Annotated in this window: 16 protein-coding genes and 1 pseudogene; 12 read left to right on the forward strand and 5 right to left on the reverse strand. The window is 62.6% G+C overall.

The annotated features are described in order from the left end of the window. The first annotated feature begins 24 nt into the window (after positions 1-24). Together ABZX92_RS02390 and ABZX92_RS02395 are read left to right on the forward strand one after the other, a co-directional pair. Entirely contained in the window at positions 25-969 is a 945-nt protein-coding gene (locus tag ABZX92_RS02390; RefSeq protein WP_355552788.1) for a lysyl oxidase family protein, read from the forward strand. 31 nt (positions 970-1,000) lie between these two features. Next, the gene (locus ABZX92_RS02395) at positions 1,001-2,149 is read left to right on the forward strand and encodes a helix-turn-helix domain-containing protein (protein WP_355552791.1); all 1,149 of its coding nucleotides are present in this window, start codon (positions 1,001-1,003) and stop codon (positions 2,147-2,149) included. Here the strand turns inward: ABZX92_RS02395 and ABZX92_RS02400 are convergent. Beyond that, positions 2,103-2,948, reverse strand: coding sequence for an SGNH/GDSL hydrolase family protein (locus ABZX92_RS02400; protein WP_355552794.1), 846 nt, complete (start codon positions 2,946-2,948; stop codon positions 2,103-2,105). The genes ABZX92_RS02395 and ABZX92_RS02400 overlap by 47 nt on opposite strands. Positions 2,949-3,064: 116 nt before the next feature. Between ABZX92_RS02400 and ABZX92_RS02405 the strand changes: the two genes are divergently transcribed. Next, positions 3,065-3,805 carry an inositol monophosphatase gene (locus ABZX92_RS02405; protein ID WP_355552797.1) on the forward strand — a complete coding sequence of 247 codons (741 nt, stop codon included), beginning with the start codon at positions 3,065-3,067 and terminating at the stop codon, positions 3,803-3,805. Beyond that, positions 3,802-4,476, forward strand: a complete 675-nt coding sequence (locus tag ABZX92_RS02410; protein WP_355552800.1) for an SDR family oxidoreductase — start codon at positions 3,802-3,804, stop codon at positions 4,474-4,476. The genes ABZX92_RS02405 and ABZX92_RS02410 overlap by 4 nt, the downstream gene beginning before the upstream one ends. A 72-nt stretch (positions 4,477-4,548) precedes the next feature. Here the strand turns inward: ABZX92_RS02410 and ABZX92_RS02415 are convergent. Then, positions 4,549-5,037, reverse strand: a pseudogene (locus ABZX92_RS02415) (SDR family oxidoreductase); the annotation flags it as partial. A gap of 571 nt (positions 5,038-5,608) precedes the next feature. Next, positions 5,609-6,724, reverse strand: coding sequence for an XRE family transcriptional regulator (locus ABZX92_RS02420; protein WP_355552803.1), 1,116 nt, complete (start codon positions 6,722-6,724; stop codon positions 5,609-5,611). A 258-nt stretch (positions 6,725-6,982) separates the two neighbouring features. Between ABZX92_RS02420 and ABZX92_RS02425 the strand changes: the two genes are divergently transcribed. The 7 genes from ABZX92_RS02425 (at position 6,983) to ABZX92_RS02455 (ending at position 14,948) form a co-directional block, all read left to right on the forward strand. Further along, entirely contained in the window at positions 6,983-7,972 is a 990-nt protein-coding gene (locus ABZX92_RS02425) for a CBASS oligonucleotide cyclase (protein WP_355552805.1), read from the forward strand. 2 nt (positions 7,973-7,974) lie between these two features. Then, the gene (locus ABZX92_RS02430; protein ID WP_355552808.1) at positions 7,975-8,490 is read left to right on the forward strand and encodes a hypothetical protein; all 516 of its coding nucleotides are present in this window, start codon (positions 7,975-7,977) and stop codon (positions 8,488-8,490) included. Continuing rightward, complete coding sequence (locus ABZX92_RS02435) at positions 8,487-9,398, forward strand: AAA family ATPase (protein WP_355552811.1); 912 nt, start codon at positions 8,487-8,489, stop codon at positions 9,396-9,398. The genes ABZX92_RS02430 and ABZX92_RS02435 overlap by 4 nt, the downstream gene beginning before the upstream one ends. Next, a complete protein-coding gene (locus ABZX92_RS02440; RefSeq protein ID WP_355552814.1) occupies positions 9,395-10,864 on the forward strand; it encodes an SAVED domain-containing protein in 1,470 nt (489 codons plus the stop codon). Before ABZX92_RS02435 ends, ABZX92_RS02440 begins: the two co-directional genes overlap by 4 nt. A gap of 905 nt (positions 10,865-11,769) precedes the next feature. Continuing rightward, complete coding sequence (locus ABZX92_RS02445; RefSeq protein WP_355552817.1) at positions 11,770-12,729, forward strand: hypothetical protein; 960 nt, start codon at positions 11,770-11,772, stop codon at positions 12,727-12,729. Further along, complete coding sequence (locus ABZX92_RS02450; RefSeq protein WP_355552820.1) at positions 12,730-13,920, forward strand: hypothetical protein; 1,191 nt, start codon at positions 12,730-12,732, stop codon at positions 13,918-13,920. Further along, the gene (locus ABZX92_RS02455) at positions 13,917-14,948 is read left to right on the forward strand and encodes a hypothetical protein (RefSeq protein WP_355552823.1); all 1,032 of its coding nucleotides are present in this window, start codon (positions 13,917-13,919) and stop codon (positions 14,946-14,948) included. The genes ABZX92_RS02450 and ABZX92_RS02455 overlap by 4 nt, the downstream gene beginning before the upstream one ends. 204 nt (positions 14,949-15,152) lie before the next feature. On the opposite strand, the gene ABZX92_RS02460 is transcribed toward ABZX92_RS02455, so the two are convergent. After that, a complete protein-coding gene (locus ABZX92_RS02460) occupies positions 15,153-15,353 on the reverse strand; it encodes a DUF397 domain-containing protein (RefSeq protein ID WP_355552826.1) in 201 nt (66 codons plus the stop codon). Further along, positions 15,340-16,218, reverse strand: coding sequence for a DUF5753 domain-containing protein (locus ABZX92_RS02465; RefSeq protein WP_355552829.1), 879 nt, complete (start codon positions 16,216-16,218; stop codon positions 15,340-15,342). Before ABZX92_RS02465 ends, ABZX92_RS02460 begins: the two co-directional genes overlap by 14 nt. A gap of 842 nt (positions 16,219-17,060) precedes the next feature. On the opposite strand from ABZX92_RS02465, the gene ABZX92_RS02470 reads away from it, so the two are divergent. Next, complete coding sequence (locus ABZX92_RS02470; protein WP_355552832.1) at positions 17,061-17,984, forward strand: Scr1 family TA system antitoxin-like transcriptional regulator; 924 nt, start codon at positions 17,061-17,063, stop codon at positions 17,982-17,984. Positions 17,985-18,037: the final 53 nt, after the last annotated feature.

Below are 18,037 nucleotides of genomic sequence, written 5' to 3' on the forward strand. Positions count from 1 at the left end.
TTGCGGCGCAACTAATGTGTGACGGTGTTCAAGAGACCCGCCGCGATGGTCATCGCCGCGATCATCGCTTCCGCACTCACCGCCTCGTCGCACGCCGCCACGCCGATGCTGCCGGACCTGCGGCAGGCTCCCGTGGGCTGCCCAGGCGGATATGACGGGGATGCCGGCAAGTGCGACGCCTGGGACGTCTGCATGGTGACCGACCCCTCCGCACCCGGCGGTCCGTGCGTCACCGAGGGCGACATCAAGGCAGTGCGCCTGAGGTTCACCACTTCGGTGGACAACATCGGCGACGGCCCGTTCCTCGTGCACGCCCACCGCAACAGCACGGCCCAGCCCCGCATGTCGGTGCGGCAGGCCATCCAGTCCGAAGAGGACGGACCGATCCCGATGACCTTCGCCGAGGCGCAGCACCGCACCTCGACGTGGTCGTACTACGAGCCCGCGGCCGCGCACCAGCACTGGCACCTGATGGGCTTCGAGTACTTCCAGCTGCGCACCCCGACCGGCGAGACCGTCGTGACGGACCGCAAGAACGGCTTCTGCCTGGGCGACCGCTACACAAACGTGGACGCGGGAGCACTGGCCCACCGGCCCGGCGGCGAGGACACCCACACCGGCAAGCTCGCGGCGCTGCTCGACGGCCACAAGTGCCAGCACCACAACCCGCAGGCGCTGGACGTGTTCTTCGGGATCTCCGTCGGTGAGGGCGACGACTACAAGTACCAGGTGGAGTTCCAGTGGCTCGACCTCACGAAGGTCGCCTCCGGGGTCTACGACGTGGTGACGGTCGCGAACCCGGACCGCCAGCTGCAGGAGAAGAACTACGACAACAACGCGGCGGCGATGGCCATCTCGGTGCAGTGGCCGGACCGCGCTTCCGCCGCGCCCGCCAAGATCACCCGGCCGCCCGTCGTGAAGCTGCTGCGCGGCTGCCCGGGCAAGACGCGCTGCGCCAACGAACCCTGACACTTCACGGCTTTGCCATCAGAATCGGCGGATGTCCTTCCTGATCGGCGGACGACCGCTGGCCGACCGGCTCGTCGCGGAGCTGCCCTCGTTCGTGCGGCGGGTGCTCGCGGAGATCACCTCACGCGTGCCGGAGTACCAGCAGCTGCCCCGCGAGGAGCTGGCCGGCGACATCACGCGCGTGATCGAGCAGGCGCTGCGCGCGTTCGCCGACGTCCTGCGCACCGGTGTCCTGCCGACCGGTGAACAGCTGCGGTTCCTGCGCGAGTCGGCGGCGCGGCGGGCCGAGGAGGGCGTGCCGGTCGACGTGGTGCTCACCGCGTACCACGTCGGTATCCAGGTGGTGTGGGAAGCGCTGGTGCCCGACGCCCGGCCGGAGGAGGTCGGGGAGGTGCTGAAGCTCAACGCGCTGGCCATGCGCTACCTGCAGGTGGTCACGCCGGTGGTGAGCGCCGGGTACCTGGACGAGCGGCAGACGATCTTCGATGACGAGCGGTCCGCGCGGCACACGCTGCTGACCGGGTTGCTCGCCGGAACCGTTGAGGCGTCCGGACCTCACGTGGTGCTGGCGCTGCACGTGCCGCCGCACCCGGACGAGCTGCTGCCCGGTGTGGACGCTTCCGTTGCGGCACGGCGGAAACTGCGGCGGTTGCGCACGGAGCTGGAGCGGCACAGCCGGGAGCCGGTGCTGTCGTCGCTCGGCGTGGAGGGCGGGCTGGCGTTGCTGCCCGGTGAAGATCTTCCGCTGGACCGGATCGTGGCGGACGTGACGCGGTCCGCGGGCGTGCCGTTGACAGTGGCGGCGGTCGCGGCCCCACCCTCCGGGGTCGCGGCCGCCGCCGGGCTCGCGCGCGAGGTGCTCGACGTGGCGCTGCGGTCGGGTCCTGGCCTGTACCGGCTGGCCGACGTGTTGCTGGAGTACCAGTTGTCCCGTCCCAGCGCCGCGCTCGGGCCGCTCGCTGCTGTGGTCGCGCCGTTGTCAGATGAACTTGTTGGCACGCTTGAGGTCTATCTCCGGCGTGGCTCGCGGCGGCCGGCTGCGTCGGAGCTGCACGTGCATCCGAACACAGTGGACTACCGGTTGCGCCGGGTCGCGGAGCTCACCGGCCTGGACCCGACGCGGATCGAGCACGTCACGCTCCTGACCGCAGCCCTTGCAGCGCGGCGCGCCCAACCGTGAGGCCGAACGCCTTCATGCCGGCGGCGTTGGGGTGCAGCGGCGCGGCGATCGTCGTCGGGATCAGGCCTTCCAGGTAGCGATCAGCGGGTTCGGCGCAGATGTCATGGCCTTCCGTCACTGCCGCGAAGTCCACGAACATCGCGCCGCGCTTGGTGGTTTCGGCTTTGACGGTCGCGCTGATCTTGTTCATGACGCTCTGCAGGTAGTCGCCGTCACGGCCCCAGACGGGCTGACGCGGGTAGCAGCCACCTGGTCTGATGTAGGTGCCGTAGCCGGTGATCACGAGCTTCGCGTTGGGCGAACGCTTCTTGATCGCGTCGAGCGCTGCGCCGAACTCCGGTGCCCACGCGTCGACGGCCTTGGCGAGCTGGTCCCCGCCTTCGGTGTAGCGGTCCTTGCAGGAGATCCCCGCGGGTTCGGGCAGGAAGTTGATGCAGCTCAACGCCGTCTGGAACAGTCCGATGTCGTTGGCGCCGATCGTGAGCGACACGAGGTCCGTGGTCGGTCTCAACGCTTCCAGTTGCGGCGTCACGAACCCGAACTGGTGGCCCGCGAGGTGGTTCGTCTCGGCGCCGGAGCACGTGACGTCCGTGAGCTTCGCCCCGAGGAACGCTGCTGCGACCTGCGGGTAGTTGTGGTCGCTGCGCAGGCACCACAGCGCGGGGTCCTGGTTGGGGATCAACGGGCCGGCCGCGGCCGAGTCGCCCAGTGCCACGTACTCGATGCTGCTCTCGGCGTTCGCTGTGGTTGTTCCCGCGACCAATGCCGTGATCAGCGCCAACCCGGCCACGATCCGCATCCCGAACCTCCCACGTCGTTGTCAGGTCAGCTCATCGTGGTGGAACAGGTCACGGGCGCGGATGGGACGTTGCCCAGAGTCATCCGGTCGTGTTTGTGACCGATCACAATGGAGCAGTGACTCCCGGGGAACTCCTCTCGTTGGCCGCCCAGTCCTGCGTGGACGCGGCCAAGCTGCTGCACGAGGTGCGCGTCTCAGTCGCGGCGAAGGGGGCGTTCGACCAGGTCAGCTCGGCTGATCTGGAGGTCGAGGCGTTCCTGCGCGCCGCGTTGACCAGCGGCGTGCCCGGTTCGACGGTGGTCGGCGAGGAGCTCGGCGGTGCGTCTTCGAGGATCACCTGGTTCGTCGACCCGATCGACGGGACGCGGAACTTCGTGCGCGGCATCCCGCTGGCGTGCATCTCGGTGGCGGCGGCCGTGGACGGCTCGCTGGTCGCCGGGTGCGTGCTCGACCCGTTCCGCGACGAGCTGTTCACGGCGGCGGTGGGCGTGCCGTTTTCGGTGCGTTCCTCGGGTCTGGTGATTCCTCCCGGCGTGAGTCCGCGCCCGCTCGTGCTGACGGACATCCCGTTGCCCGGCAGCCCCTACCGCGGCGAGATGGAGTTGCTCGGGTCGCTGATGGAGATCGCGGACGTGCGGCGGGTGTACGTGACCGCCCTGTCGCTCGCCTGGGTCGCTGCGGGCAGGGCGGACGCGGCGGCGAACCTCGGCATCCACCCGTGGGACGTGGCGGCGGGTTCGGTGCTGGTGCGAGAGGCCGGTGGGGAGTTCTGGCCGGTCGGCTCGGACGGGTTCGTGGCCGGCCGTGGTGAGATCGTCTCGTGGCTGCTCGAACGGCTGGAGGGCATCGTCTCGTGATCGATCTCAGCGGCAAGGTCGTGCTCGTCACCGGAGCGGGTGGTGGCTTGGGTGCGGGCATCGCCCGGCGGTTCTCCGACGCGGGCGCGTTGGTCGTGCGCCACAACGGTGTTGCGGACGGCGACCTGCGCACGGACGCTGAGCGAGTTGTGTCGGCGGCTTTTGGTGTGCACGGCCGGTTGGACTTCGTCGTGAACAACGCGGGTGTGCAGCCCGTGGAACCGTTGGCGGACATGACCGTCGCGCAATGGCAGTCCGTTGTGGACACCAACCTGACCGGCCCGTTCGCGGTGACCCAAGCCGCAGTTCAGTTCTCGGTCAGCTCGATCACGCACATCGCGTCGATCGAGGGCTCTTTTCCTGCCGCTGGACACGCCCATTACAGCGCCTCGAAGGCCGCGCTGATCATGCACGCCCGCGCCGCCGCGTTGGAGTACGGGCCGAACGTCCGGGTGAACACGGTCTCGCCTGGCCTGGTCGAGCGCCCCGGCATCTCCGAACAGTGGCCGGAAGGCGTTGCCAGGTGGGAGAAAGCTGGCCCGTTGGTGCGACTCGGCACGCCGGAGGACATCGGCAACGCCTGCGTCTTCCTGGCTTCGGACCTGGCTTCCTGGATCACCGGCCACGACCTGGTCGTCGACGGCGGCGTGACGGCCCGCCCGACCTGGTGACCACTGGGCGAGATACCCGCCGTCGACCGGCAGGATCGCGCCGGTGATGAACGAAGCTTGGTCACTCGCCAGGAACGCGATGGCTCGGGCCACTTCTTCCGGCTCTCCCAGCCGCTTCACGGGATGCACCGCCGCCATGCCGTCGACGTAGGTCCTGCCCTGGGGCGTCGCTTCGAGGTCCTTGACGACGGCCGTCCTGATCGTGCCGGGAGCCATGGCGTTGACGTGGATGTTCTCGTGCGCCCACTCGACCGCGAGGTGCATGGTCAGCCCGGACGCGACGAACTTCGCGGGCCCGTACACCGCATGCTTCGGCTGCCCGGCCATCCCGGAGATCGACGACACGCACACGATCGCGCCACCGTTGCCCGCGCGTCCTCGTCGCTCGGCGGTGGCCCGCCCGATCCCGCCGGCCTCACCGGTGACGCACACGTCTTGCCCGACCTCGGTGACCTTGCCCACATCACCACTCCGACCAGGCTCGACGCGGCCGGGTCCAGCGCGGGACTTGGGCGCGCATTGGGCGCGGACCGCAGGGCAGGACCGGGAACAGCCGGGCATCACCGGGAGTTACAAGATCATCCTCTGACCGCGTCTGCGCTGGTCAGGAGGTGATCCATACAGGTGAACGGTAGTGCCCCCGACACGGTACGCACTAGTCCCTCCCCTACGCGTGCGTGCCGTGAACTGCAGATATCCGCTACCGTTCCACTCACACACCGTCGTCGATGCCGTAGCAGCGGCGCCCAATGAGGCACCGGAACGGGTCGCCATGACACCGGTCCACCTGTAGCGGACTGGTTGCGCTCGGCACGGCATACGTGTCGTACCACCGCAGTCGGGAGTTCGCGTCTCAGTACGGAACAACCGCAGCGATCTGACTCGCTGACCATGGATGGACTGCTCATCGGCGACAGTCGAACTTGGGTGGAGCGGTTCCGGCTTTTGTTGGAAAGTACGGATGGCTTGAGGCTCGACATCGCGCTGTCGCCGTGCGCCGGCATCACCTCGGCTCCTGACCTGACGGTGTTCGCAGTGGCCGTTGCCGCCTACTTGCCACGGGCCCGACTGGTGACGTGGCAGGGACGACGCGGCAATCAGAGGCCTGCGCTCGCGGACGCGCGGTCTTGGGTCAGAACTTCACGCGGGGGCGTTCCGTGAAATCACGGTCGAGCAGGGTGCGGACGTCCGCCTCGGGCAGCCCGGAGCGCTGGATGAAACTGGAATATGAGACGCCTGTCGTCTCCGTGAGTTCCAGCGCACGTTGGAGGAGTACCGGGGTTTCGGGGTTTCCCAACGATCCGGGCTCCACCTTCCTCCAGCCTCGGACGGAAAGCGCCTTCCACCCTTGGGCGTAGGTGTGCTCACTCATAACGCCGAGCGACTTTGCCCGGACCAGTAGAGCCGCGATCGAGACGTGCCACTTCGCTTTCAAGCGAAGGAAAGCGGGCCAGTCGAGTCTGTCCGGGAGCTCATGTTTGATGTCGGTCGCTGGCATCAGAAAGGCGGCCGCGAACTCATTGGCCTGATTCTCCGTTGCCTTGTCGGCGATCTGGCCATCGATGCCATGCAGGACAAGGTGGCCCAGCTCATGCGCCGCGTCGAACCGCGACCGGTCCCGCAACCCCTTGTCAGCCCCCAGCGCAACGACGGGCCGGTCCGGGAAGTCCACACAGAACGCGTCGACCTTCTCGATGCTGACACGGAACCGGACGACGACGATTCCGTTCATCTCGAGCAGTCTCACGACGTTCTCGACGGGACCGGGCGGGACTTTCCAGTGAGCGCGCACCAGTGCCGCGGCCTGTTCAATGTCGGCGGCCTGCAGGCTGCGACCACCGTCTGCGGCGGCACGCGGCAGGTTGAACTCCGGCAGCACGACGTACTTCTCGAGCTCGAGCGCGAGCTCTCGAGCGAGATGGACGTACGCGAGCGCCTGCTGACGATCTCGCGGCGAGGTAGAGCGAAGGCTGCGGAAGAAGCCGTTGATCTGTTCCTGGGCGGGAGGACGAGCGGGAGCGGCGAAGAAAGACGGTGGTACGCGCAACGCCACTGCAATTCTGTTCAGAGTCGACGACGCAGGCCGAGTGTGGCCGTTCTCGAACTGACTGACCGAGGCCGCGGTAACAGAGCCGACTTCGCGGGCGAGCTGTACCTGACTGAACCCGCGGAGCTCCCTGGCCATGCGCAGCCTGGTCCTGTCGAACAGAGCCGCGATGTCGCCGGGGTCCAGTTGCGGGTCGTTCACGTCGTCTCCGCGCTAGTCCACGCCCGCCGATTCGGCGGACGACTCTCGATCTTGATCGGTCCGTTCGCATCTTAGGCATGCCTTGGCTACTGCTGAGTCAACTTGTGGGATTCATCGCCGACACGCCCAGGTGAAGTGTCCTGGTTTGAAACGTGAGGTCGTGAGGTAGTGTATCCGAATCTTAGAAGATGATGTTCGAATCTGAGGTGCCGTGGAGATGGTTCATGGCGCGCATGGGACTGCAAGGAGGTCGTGGACGTGACGCAAAAGATCACGCATGCGGACGTAAAGGACTTCGCGGAACGCGTGGTGAACCTGCCGCGGCAGACTGCGATCGACAGGCGCAGCCAGGTCAACAAGCTGCGCGAACGCCTGAAGTCCCACATCGCGCTCAACCCTGGGTTCTCCCTGGTGAAGATGCTGCATGCTGGCTCAGTCGCGAAGGGCACCGCGCTGCGCACGTTCAACGACTTCGACGTGGCGGTCTACGTCAAGCGTGACGAGGCTCCTGTGAAGGAGTCGGAGTTGGTGGAGTGGCTCACCGAGCGGCTTCGCGAGGCCTACAAAGGACTGCTCGACCCGTCACAGATCACGCCCGGCACACACTGCGTGAACGTGCACTTCAAGTCGACCGGCACTGATGTTGACGTCGTGCCGGTGCTCTATGAAGGCGATGCTGACGACTGCGGATACCTGATCGCCAAGGACGCTGGGGACCGAACCGACTGGTTGCTGACCAGCGTGCGATTGCACCTCGACTTCGTTCAGGCCAGGAAGAACGACTGCCCGGATGACTGGGCACAGGTAGTCCGCCTGGTGAAGTGGTGGATTCGCGAGCAGGTCATGAGTAGTCCGCCGGGCGACAAGTTCCGCTTCAAGTCATTCATGGTCGAACTCCTCTGCGCGCACCTGCTTGACACCGCACGTGTCGACTTCACCGACTATGTCACCGCTCTGGAGGGGTTCTTCGACTACGTCGTGCGAACCGAACTTCGCGAACGGATCGCGTTCGACACGTACTACCCGGCGTCGGACCTGCCGAGCGCTCGCGTTGGGGAGATCGAGATCTTCGACCCGGTCAACCCGGCGAACAACGCCGCCCGGCTGTACGAGCTGCGCGACCGCATCCGAATCGTGGATGCAGCCGAGGCCGCGCTGGACGCGATCACCGAGGCTGGCTACGCGACGACGAAGGATCATGCCGTGAAGTGCTGGCAGGTCGTGCTCGGCAGCAGGTTCAGGGGGTAGCCATGACCACGTCTTACACGCGTTCCATGTCCGAGACCTACAGCTTGGCCTCGGCCAAGTACGTTGCCTCGAAAATCGCCACCGACTTGCGCCAAGTGCAGCGCTACTACCCTAAGCACGGTCCCTCTGACGCGGACATCATGGACTACGCCTTGGAAGCAGCGTTGCTTTCCCACCGTGGCTACGTCAACAAGATCACTTACGGGTTCCAGAGGCACGGCGACTGGATCCTCGCCCTCGACTACACGAACGTGGACGGCACTCTCGTCGCCGATGACCGCGCGGGTGGGATCTACCGCTACGCCAACACAGACGGCACGATATTCAACAGCTTTCTGCGCTACAGCTTGAAATGGTCCCTTGCGCCAAGTACTGATCGGGACGAGTTCGCCGGACTACTGCCCTTCACCCGTACTACCGCCCCTGCCCCTGGCTACACGGGTGGCTACCACACTTCCGATCGCACGTACTCGGCCCACGGGACGGGTTTCACCAGGAGCATGTACCGACCACTATGACCACCATCAGCAACGACCTGTTCGAGGACGACCTCGATCTCCCCGACCCTGTCGCTCAGCAGCGCTACGCCCACTTGGTCGGACTTGATCACGTCAAGATGCGCTTGGCCAAAGAGGCCGAATTGATCTTGCAGCCGCAGCTGTTGCGTGAGTGGAGTCTTCGTACCCACAACACGGTCCTACCTGCAGTCGACCGGCTGGCCCACCGACCACCTCTGATCATCTTCGCCGGTGACGTCGGCACGGGGAAGACCACCCTCGCGGAGACCTTCGCCGACGCCATCGCCCGACGCCACCGCATCGACGTGCGCGTCAAGCGCCTAAGCCTGCGTGCCCGCGGCACCGGCGCCGTCGGAGAAATGACCCGACTAATCGGAACCGCATTCGACGGCGTCCTCGACGAGGCCCGCCTGGCGGGTACGACTCGCCCCACCATCCTCGTCATCGACGAGGCAGATGCCCTGGCCCAGTCCCGTGAAGCCAGCCAGATGCACCATGAGGACCGCGCCGGGGTGAACGCGTTGATCCGCGGCATCAGCCAGATCGCCACCGAGGCGCCCGGCGTCCTGGTCGTCATGTGCACCAACCGCATCGGCGCCCTCGACCCGGCGATCCGGCGCAGGGCTGCGGCAGAGTTCGACTTCGCTCGCCCTGACGCGACTCAGCGTGCCGCCATCCTCACTTCACTCTTCGAGGGAATCCCACTTGGACCGTCGGATCTGCAGGAACTGGTAAAGCTGACCGGACCGGACGAGCGGGGATACGGCCACACCTACTCTGACCTGGTCGACCGGGTGCTCGCTGCGGTCTGCCTGACCGCCTACCCCGACCAGCCTGTCACCGCGAACCTGATCGCTGAGCAGATCCGGCGCTGCCCGCCGACGCCCCCCTTCACGGCGCAGTCATGATGCAAGTGCCGGCCGCGGCTCGCCCGAGCGCGAGTGGCGCCCGCCTGACGGGCGACGACGTCCAGCACGCCGTCGCCTGGCACGCCGGACTCCGGACCCTGGTCCCACACACCGGAGTCAGGTCCGTAACCGTCGAAGCTGCCCAGGTCGGCAACGTTGACGACGTCGTCATCATCAGGGATACCGGCCCTAACGAGTACGTCCAGGTCAAGGCTTCGGTGTCTGCGGAGCGTGCAGCGACCCTGGACTGGTTGTGCGAACAGACCCGCAAGGGTGGGCCAAGCATCCTGCAACGGTTCTACCAAGCGCGGACCGATCTCTGCCGAAACGAGACGCGTCCTCAGCTGACCCTGGTTACAACTCGTTCCATCGACCCTGCGGATCCGATTCTGACTCAGCGGGATCGCCACGACCGTCTTGGCGAACGACTTCGACAATCCAGGACGCCCGCTGCACTCACGGCCCGGGCCCGCCTGATTGAGCACCTGAGCTGCACCGACGACGAGCTGTTCGAGTTCTTCGCGGACCTGCGGCTGCGCACCGATGCGTCCGAAGCCGTCTGGCGAGACCACATCGCCGAAATCAGCTACGCCGCAGGAGTACGCGCTGACGAGACCGCCTTTCGCTTGGGCATCGCCGAGGTCCGAGAGTGGGTCAAAACCAACCGAGCGGTGAGAACAGCCCACGACATCCGCGAGGCGATCGACCGCCTCGGGTTGCACGCAACCGAACCGTTCACGGTTCTCGCCATCAACTCGCTCGATCCTCGTCCTGCCCATCCTGACGCTGCGGTCACGCTCGACTGGGTGGACCGGTTCCGCGGAACCGAAGCCAGAAACCGACGGGGCTTGAAGGATCCTCAGGAGTGGGAAACCGTGCTCCGTCCACAACTAGCTGACGCTCAACGCGCCCTACGCAGCCTCCGTGCACGCCGCGTGCTCATCACCGGGACCATGCGGCTCCCCACGTGGTTCACGACGGGGGTCATGTTCCAGGAAACTGCGGGATTCACGCTGGCGAAGGTCAAGGACGGCCAACTCTGGGCACCACCTACCAGCCACGTCGCCCCGGCAGCGATTTCCGTGTCTCGTCCCCTCTCCGATCTCCCGGTCGGACAGGACGTTGCGCTCGCCATCGCGATCGCCGCTGATCTGACTCCTGACGTGCACCAATACCTCGCATCGACGGGCCGGGATATCCCGTTGCTGACCGTGCGGCCGGCCACGGGCACGGGCGGCACGAGCATCGTCGACTTGGACCACGCCTTTGGAGTCGCGCTCGCCATTCGCGACCTCGCCCGCGAGATCGCGCGTACGATCAAGCCTCCGGTCCTGCACCTGTTCCTCGCCACGCCGGCCGGATTCGCCGTTCTGCTGGGTGGCATCTGGGACCGCGTTCCCACCACACAGACCTACGAGGACCTCGCCGCCGACGGCTATGAACCGGCCTTCACGATTCCGAACTAGCCTGCGTCTGTCGCTTAAACGTCAAACGAGCTGTGGTGACACCGACGCGACAGTCGGTTCTGCGCTGGACAAGAAACCACGCCACCACCAGCATCGCACGCAGGTTCTAAAGCAGTGATCCTCGCCGCTCAAGCAGCTCATCTCAAGCGTCGAGACCTTTAGCTGTTGATCGACAACGCGCACAGAGCGAACCGTCTCGCCGGTGAACAGCTCCTTCAAATCGTGATCATGAAGAACGCAACAGCTCTAGTTGCCACCGTCATTGCGCCCCAAGTCGCGATCAACATCAGCCCAGGACTGAAGAAGACAGCTCTCCAGGGGGACAGACTGGCCAGTAGTCTCCGCGCCGTCGGAGGACGTCGACTCGACTTCAGATCAACAGTATTCGGGCACGTCAACGGCCACTCACAGCCATCAACTGCCAACATGGAAATGACAACCGCTTCTGCAGCCGCTACAAGATCAAGATTTTGGCATGACAAGCACCCAGACAACTGGAGCACTGCGCAACCGTTCGCATTTGCATCAAAGTCTCACGGTACGCGCTCGCATATCGGATGGAGCGTCATTTGGTAGGCAAATAGGTGAGTCAAACTCATGTTTTGGACTTCATTGCTCGATTGGCGGTGGCAAATATTACGTCAGATGCACTCTACCTCTACACCCGATAGGACCTTGACTAACCTCGACGTCCCAACACACGATTATCTACTTGGATCCTCAACACCCAATGGAGGCTAGAGATGTCGACGAAGGAGAAAGAACCGGACGTCACGCCGGACAACGACGGCGGTGGCGCGGACGACGGGGGCGTCGGCGGCGAGTAGGCGACACACCCCTGAAGCATGGAGCGGAGTGAGGTCTTGGATACCAGACATCGGTCCGTCACGACCCCACTCCGCCCGGTGTACGCCGGCTACTTTCCTCGCTTCAATATCAATGAAATCGAAGACAGAGCTCGCCTACTTCCAATCCACCTAGCAACTCAATTGAACCCGTTTAACATCATATTATACAGCCAGCTATATGGCTGGTCCTGGTTCGACCACTACATGAATAAAACAGCTGCAACTCGCAGAGTTTTACTCACCGAAGTTCTTTCATACGCAGGGATCTCCGAGCGGACGACGACCGCAATAAAGAAGATCGATCGCGAACTATTTACGCCAAAAGATTTGACTCTATTCAGCTATTTAAACTGGAGTATCCCCATTGGGGCCGGCACCTGCCTTAGCGCTCCCGGAGTAACCGCCATCATGTGCGATGAGCTGACGGGCGACTTGAATGGGGTTGGAGTTGAGGTTGGCGTCGGAGTCGGTTATCACGCCCACTTGCTCCTTACGATAAATCCAAGACTACGGATAATTGGATATGAGGCTTCCACGTACGCAGCAAGTAGGGCGCGCGACCTAGCCAAAAACCTGGGATCTACTAGACTAAATATCGTTAATGAATCTTTCTCTGAGTCTTCGCAGATAGAACACGAACTCGCCCTTGCTTACCATACTGCGGTGTCTCATCACCATCCGAGCCGAAACATCGCTGGCGCACTTTTAGAAGGTGCTCGATACGTTTTTCCACGCGCCCTGACATCAACAGAGTATTTTACAGAGCCTACAGATGAATGGCTCCATGGGCTCTTCCCGACTTACGACAGGTACCGGGTTTTAGGTGTCTCGACGGCGTGCTCGTTAGCCACCTATCGGGTGATTGATGGTGTCCTGCAGCAAACCAACTGCATGTATGGAGTAAGATTTGTTGGTTGGCGCGACAAGGTTGTGGATGGCAGTACAACAATGTCCAATTTTGGGCTAACAGAGTTGACGCGGGCTTACTCGCTGCGCGAGCGTTACGAAGGGAAATGAATGCAAAACGCATTCGACTTGTTTCAGTCCATAGTTCTGATGCAGGGCACTCAGTGCGCTCGAAGAATTCATCTTGAGAATCAGCTCCGGAAGGATCTAAAAGGCCATCCGTTTTCTGTAGCTGGTCTTCAGTCGGCACGCGAATCACTACGGAGAGATCTCGACCAGCTGAAGGTGATCTCCACAGACGACGAGTCACGAGCAGTGCTTGCGCTGCGAGAACTTGAGCGTGCAAACGTAGCTGCCGAGCGCGATAGGGAAGCGCTGGAGAAGCTGACCAGTTTCACGCCCACGCAAAGCAAGCTCACACAAATTCGCGACGACGTCGCAGATTTCTATTTGACCCTACAGATAGATGTGACTGAGGTTCCTGTTCGGGTCGTCGAGCGCCTACCAGAGCCATATGCGAGCAAAGGATTCTCGGCTCTCACAGCCGACATGGGAGACAAACGAAAGCATGGGATTGAACCCGGAATCTACTTCGACGAATCAGCAATTTCACCGTTCCTAGCAGACTATTTCATCGCACACGAGATTATCCATGTGTGGCTCGGTTTTAGAAGCCCTGACGAATCTTGCACTCTTCTGGAAGAAGGTTTGGCAGAGCTACTCAGCATATTTGGCTACGTAGCGCGGACGTTTGGCCTTGCTGCGGCCGAGAACCTATACAAGATTTTTCGCCTGAACTCAAATGCGGCCACTCGCTTCGAATCGTATGTCGACGGAATACGACAAGCGTTGTTTACCGCGGAATCCCTGGGCGCAGTAGGCCAGCTAATTGAGAATGCCCGGTTGGGCAGACCGCAGCTAAATGCAGCTTTTGACCGATCCCTTACTTCTACACACACCGAATCCAAGATAGACGGGAATCCTACTCAAGAACACACCGGACTCGAGACGGGAGCGAAGGTGGCACGATCGCTACTGTCTTCTTTTCCGCGCTCATTGGTAGTTAGTGCTCCCGCATTTATCGTTGCAGAACTTGCGCATGACGGCATGACTTTCCGTGAGCTTGCACACGCGTCCAAACTAGAGTCAGACCTAGTATCAAGCGCCGTTGCGGAGCTAGACGCACGGGCGCTCGTCACACTTCGCAGAGACGGTCAGGTAGTGTCTCGCAACCTTGCTCGTGAACATTTGGAGCGAGGACACTTGCGGTTTGACTTTAGACCAGTCGGCTCACTGGGATGAACAAGTCGCTTGCACTTAAGCGCTGGAAAGTATACCTAGTCCTCCTAATAGTTCTACTAGTTGGCATAATCCTTCTACTCATTCAATCCGCATTGCAACGCAGCTGGATAACATTAGAGGAGCCCTGGAACTCCGTTCCTTGGGACTCTTTGGGCGAGTCTTTCGTAGGGGCATTCTTGGTTGGCTTTATTTACGAAGGGCTTATACGCAGAGAAACCGAAGCGCTGCTCAATGACACGATTCAATCCTCACTTATCCAGCAGCGCTCAAATATGCTCTACAGCCTCACCTTAGACTCGGCCACGAATATAGATTCACTCAGAAAGCTCTCTGATACTGAATTAAATAACGCGACGAAGGCTGTTTTGACGGCTCGACTAGGAGAAGCGAGCCTTGCACGAGACATATCCGAGTCGCTTCTACCTCAAGCAGCTCCAAATATCGAGCTCACCCGGGATTTCCAGGTTCGCGTGCAGTTCCTCGAAGACGGCGATCTTGATGACGAGCCTGGCCGTTATTTTGTGGCAAGGATCTCTGTGTCATATGTGAGGCGCTTGCGGCGAGACTGTCTAAGATTTGGCGTCACTGATTCGACCCCAGCAATATTTGGCCGAATCGGCAGCCCCAATGACTACGACGTAGTATGGCATACAAATAGGATGGGAAGGTACCACTACGACGATCCGCGTACTTTTCATTTAGAGTACGTCAGGGTTGACGAAAACGATCTATCGATCGTTACCGCTGACGAGCTGATTACAACTTCAACAGGGGAGAAGGCTTCGGTCCGTTCACATTCTGCCTCACACGAGGCCCTTGTCTCCGCCGTCGGCGAGGAAGTAAAGGTGGCCTATTGCTATATAGCAAAGGTACCGAAGTTGGGTCATTTATTACATTTTCCCTTAGCTCAAACGAGCGCAGGCGTCAGATACGAGTTTGACTTAGGCGATGTCGGAATAGATCGCGCAACAATCGTTCCATTCTTCTTGAGCGCCTCGCGACCCCTCGTTCGGGAGCAGAAGTTTTAAGGTCGAATGGTGATAACTGCGACAACTAGTAGCTGGGTCCTGCCTGGAGGCGGGATCGCATTAGTTTGGAAGCTCACAGAAGAGACACACGACGATTTCATTCAGAATGTATACAAGTCGCCGCGCAGTAGCGATTAGGCACGCGCAAGACTCCGACTGGCGAGAGAGAAATGCGTCGTCGAACGACCTTCGGTGGCCCCTTATTTAGTTCGCAGCGCGAAAACCGCCAGACTTAATTTGCATGAGAAACTCGGCCCACGCGCTTGCCCTGACGACGAATGCCCCGCCGTCAGGGTCCTTGCTGTCCCGCATCGCGGTCTCTGCTTCGCCGACGGCGAGCTCGATGCAGTTGTTGTCGGGAGCGGTGTAGCTGGACTTGCGCCACGTCTTCTCAGGGTTCGTCATGTCGCTGGAGTCTCTCCTTGAAGAGTTCAGCCTGGTCGCGGATGACCTTGAGCGACTCTTCGGGCGTGAAGGCCAGCTCCTCCGCGATCTCGTTGAACGACTTGCGGAACTTGTCTACGTCAACGTCATTCTCCACCCACCGACCACCTCCCCTGGTCTCCAGGTAGACGACGTCTGGGAAGTCCTCGTCGTCGAAGCTCAGGATGGTCACGCCGTCGATGGCGTAAGCGCCAGCGTCCTCGCCGATCACCTGGATCGTCACATTCAGGAGAGCCGCGGACGCCTGCAGGTGGAGTAGCTGCGCATACATGGCAGCAGGGCCGCCGACTGCGCGGCGGAGAGCTGCGATGTCGATCAGGAAGTGCGCTTGCAGCGGAGCGTCGCCGTGCAGCCGCATCTGGCGGCTTTGCCGGGCGGCAACGGTGCGGTTGGCGGGGACCTTCGGGTTGACGAACAGGTGCGCCGCTTCGCGGAGAGCGAGCGTGTACTCCGGGACCTGCAGCATGCCTGGGATCCAGACCGCTTCCACCTGCTTCAGCTTTGAGGCGTCAGCTTCGGCGCGGGCATATGAGCGGGCGGCCTGGTTGTACGCGGCTGGGTGTTGAACGCGCGTGCTGTCCTGCTTGGCGTCTTCCCAGTACTCGGTTGCCTTGCGCCGGCGGTCTTCGTCCGCCTCTACGAGGTCGAGGTACAGGCCGAGGTCGGCCCAGCCGAGGAGGTTCGTGCCGTTCAGGCACTTCGACAGGTGCGCTTCGGTCTTGCGGAGTTCGCTCGCCAGGTAGCTGAGGTCCTTGCCCGCGTCCTTGCGCAGCTGATCGAGCAGGCGTCCCAGCTTGGACTTCCTGTACGTCTTGTCGCTGGGCACCGGTTGCCTCCTCGCGCTGCGGAACTCGTGATCACCCTAGTCACGCGCAGGTCAGGGCAGGTTCACACGTTCCGGTTATCGCACTAGGGGTTAATTAACCCCTAGTGTGGTCGCTGTCGGCGGGATCTTTGGCCCCTTGTGGGAGCTGGTCCGGACGGGCGTGTCCGGGCTGGTAGCGCGCCACGCCCAAGGATTCCGTCGGCCCCAGGTCGGTCCGACGAAGGGTTCTGGTGATGGCGCGTCTTGAGGATTTCGTTCCGGTCGTGGTGAACCTGACGTGGGCGCAGACCGCAGTGCTTTCGCGCGCTGCCGTGGTGGTCACTTCTGCCTTGGATTGCAGGGAGGCCAATGCTGCGGAGCAAGGGCTTCTTGTGTTCCGCCAAGCGGTTGCGCGTGCTTTCGCCAACGACAGGACGTCGGAACCGACCGAGCAGCCTCGGTGTTCCCGTCTCCGAGCCAGCTAGCCGAAGGGCGCGCTGCCATGGGCAACCTGGTCTTGTTTTCCGAGCTGCGTCGACGGCTTGTCGAGCACTTGGATCTTGTGTCGCGGATCGCTGCTGACGGTGATGGTGCGTCCGCGTTGTCCATGGCACGGCACGAAGTTCCGCGGTTAGTAGCCGCGCTGCGTGTGTTCGTCGATGAGCACCAGCCGGACGAGAACGGCTGGTGCAGGAAGTGTCGCGGCGGACCCGCTTGGCGGAGAGTGCCGGCGCCTTGCCGGATGTTGCTCGACGTTCACCTTGCCGCCCAGGCAGCGACTGCGACGACGCACGAGCGCACGCATTGGCAGCCGAAGAGGCATCGGGCTTGAAGCCCACGGATCAAGAACAGGCTGATGGGACATGGCTCTACAACTGGTCAATGGGAGAGCCAGTCTGGAGGTCCGCGCCTTGAGCCGGACTGTGCTGGGCTGGCGTACGAAGCGCGACTGGTCGCTCTTGGAGTTGGGTGCTCGGGTTGGCTTCTCTACCGCGAAGCTGTCGCACCTCTGCCAAGCCGCCCAACGCATGTCTCCTAGCGAAGTCGTCACGGTCGGAGCTGCTTGCGGCGCATCCGATGACGAAGTTGAGCTGTGCATGCGGGTTGCGCAACGAGCCATCGACCCTCAGATGTGGGATCGGATCAACGGCGACGCCTGGGCTCGGCTGACGTGGACACCGTGGGATGTCCTGGCTGAGGCGAGTGAACTGGTGATCGTGGCGGCGGGATCGCTGCCTGAGCTTGTGCGTGCCGGTGGCTACCACGCCGCCCTTGTCGAGTCCGGTGCAGCGGCGAACGACCTCGATCTTGCGAACCAGCAAGAGGCTCTCAGCCGCTTGAGACTGGGCACCAAGCAGGCCGAGAAGCTGCGGCGGCTGAACGTTCGACTGATCGTGACAGAGCAGGTGCTCAACGGCGGCGTTGGCGATTCGAGAGTGATGGCGGACCAACTGGAGCACCTGGCGGAGCTGGACGAACTGCCTGGCTTTGAGCTTCAGATCGTAGACGGCGATGTCGGACCCTACTTCGGCATGGGCGTGTCCTTCACCTTGATGCGGTTCGTGGAGAAGCGGTTTGACGACGTCGTTCTTCTGAACACGCTGCACGGCGGCAACACCTGGCTTGAGTCGGCTGCCGAGCGCACTCCCTACGAACGAGTCCTTGTCGCACTCCGCAATGTCGTCCGCACCGAGGAGCTGTCCTTGCTCTGGTTGAACGAGGCCTCGCTGCGGCTTCGGGATCCAGCGCGGCGCTTGCAGCTGGTTACTGATCAGGCGAGGAGCTAGACATGCCGAAGAGGATCTCCACCGCGCGTGGCCGTGAGCTGGGCGCTGGCATA

This window comes from Lentzea sp. NPDC006480 (assembly GCF_040611995.1).
Lineage (GTDB): Bacteria > Actinomycetota > Actinomycetes > Mycobacteriales > Pseudonocardiaceae > Lentzea.

Excerpts from the sequence above, each read along its gene's own strand:
- ABZX92_RS02395 (WP_355552791.1), top strand. The coding sequence starts at position 1,001 with ATGTCCTTCCTGATCGGCGGACGACCGCTGGCCGACCGGCTCGTCGCG.
- ABZX92_RS02400 (WP_355552794.1), bottom strand. The coding sequence starts at position 2,948 with ATGCGGATCGTGGCCGGGTTGGCGCTGATCACGGCATTGGTCGCGGGA.
- ABZX92_RS02430 (WP_355552808.1), top strand. The coding sequence starts at position 7,975 with ATGACCACGTCTTACACGCGTTCCATGTCCGAGACCTACAGCTTGGCC.
- ABZX92_RS02435 (WP_355552811.1), top strand. The coding sequence starts at position 8,487 with ATGACCACCATCAGCAACGACCTGTTCGAGGACGACCTCGATCTCCCC.
- ABZX92_RS02440 (WP_355552814.1), top strand. The coding sequence starts at position 9,395 with ATGATGCAAGTGCCGGCCGCGGCTCGCCCGAGCGCGAGTGGCGCCCGC.
- ABZX92_RS02450 (WP_355552820.1), top strand. The coding sequence starts at position 12,730 with ATGCAAAACGCATTCGACTTGTTTCAGTCCATAGTTCTGATGCAGGGC.
- ABZX92_RS02455 (WP_355552823.1), top strand. The coding sequence starts at position 13,917 with ATGAACAAGTCGCTTGCACTTAAGCGCTGGAAAGTATACCTAGTCCTC.
- ABZX92_RS02460 (WP_355552826.1), bottom strand. The coding sequence starts at position 15,353 with ATGACGAACCCTGAGAAGACGTGGCGCAAGTCCAGCTACACCGCTCCC.
- ABZX92_RS02470 (WP_355552832.1), top strand. The coding sequence starts at position 17,061 with ATGGCTCTACAACTGGTCAATGGGAGAGCCAGTCTGGAGGTCCGCGCC.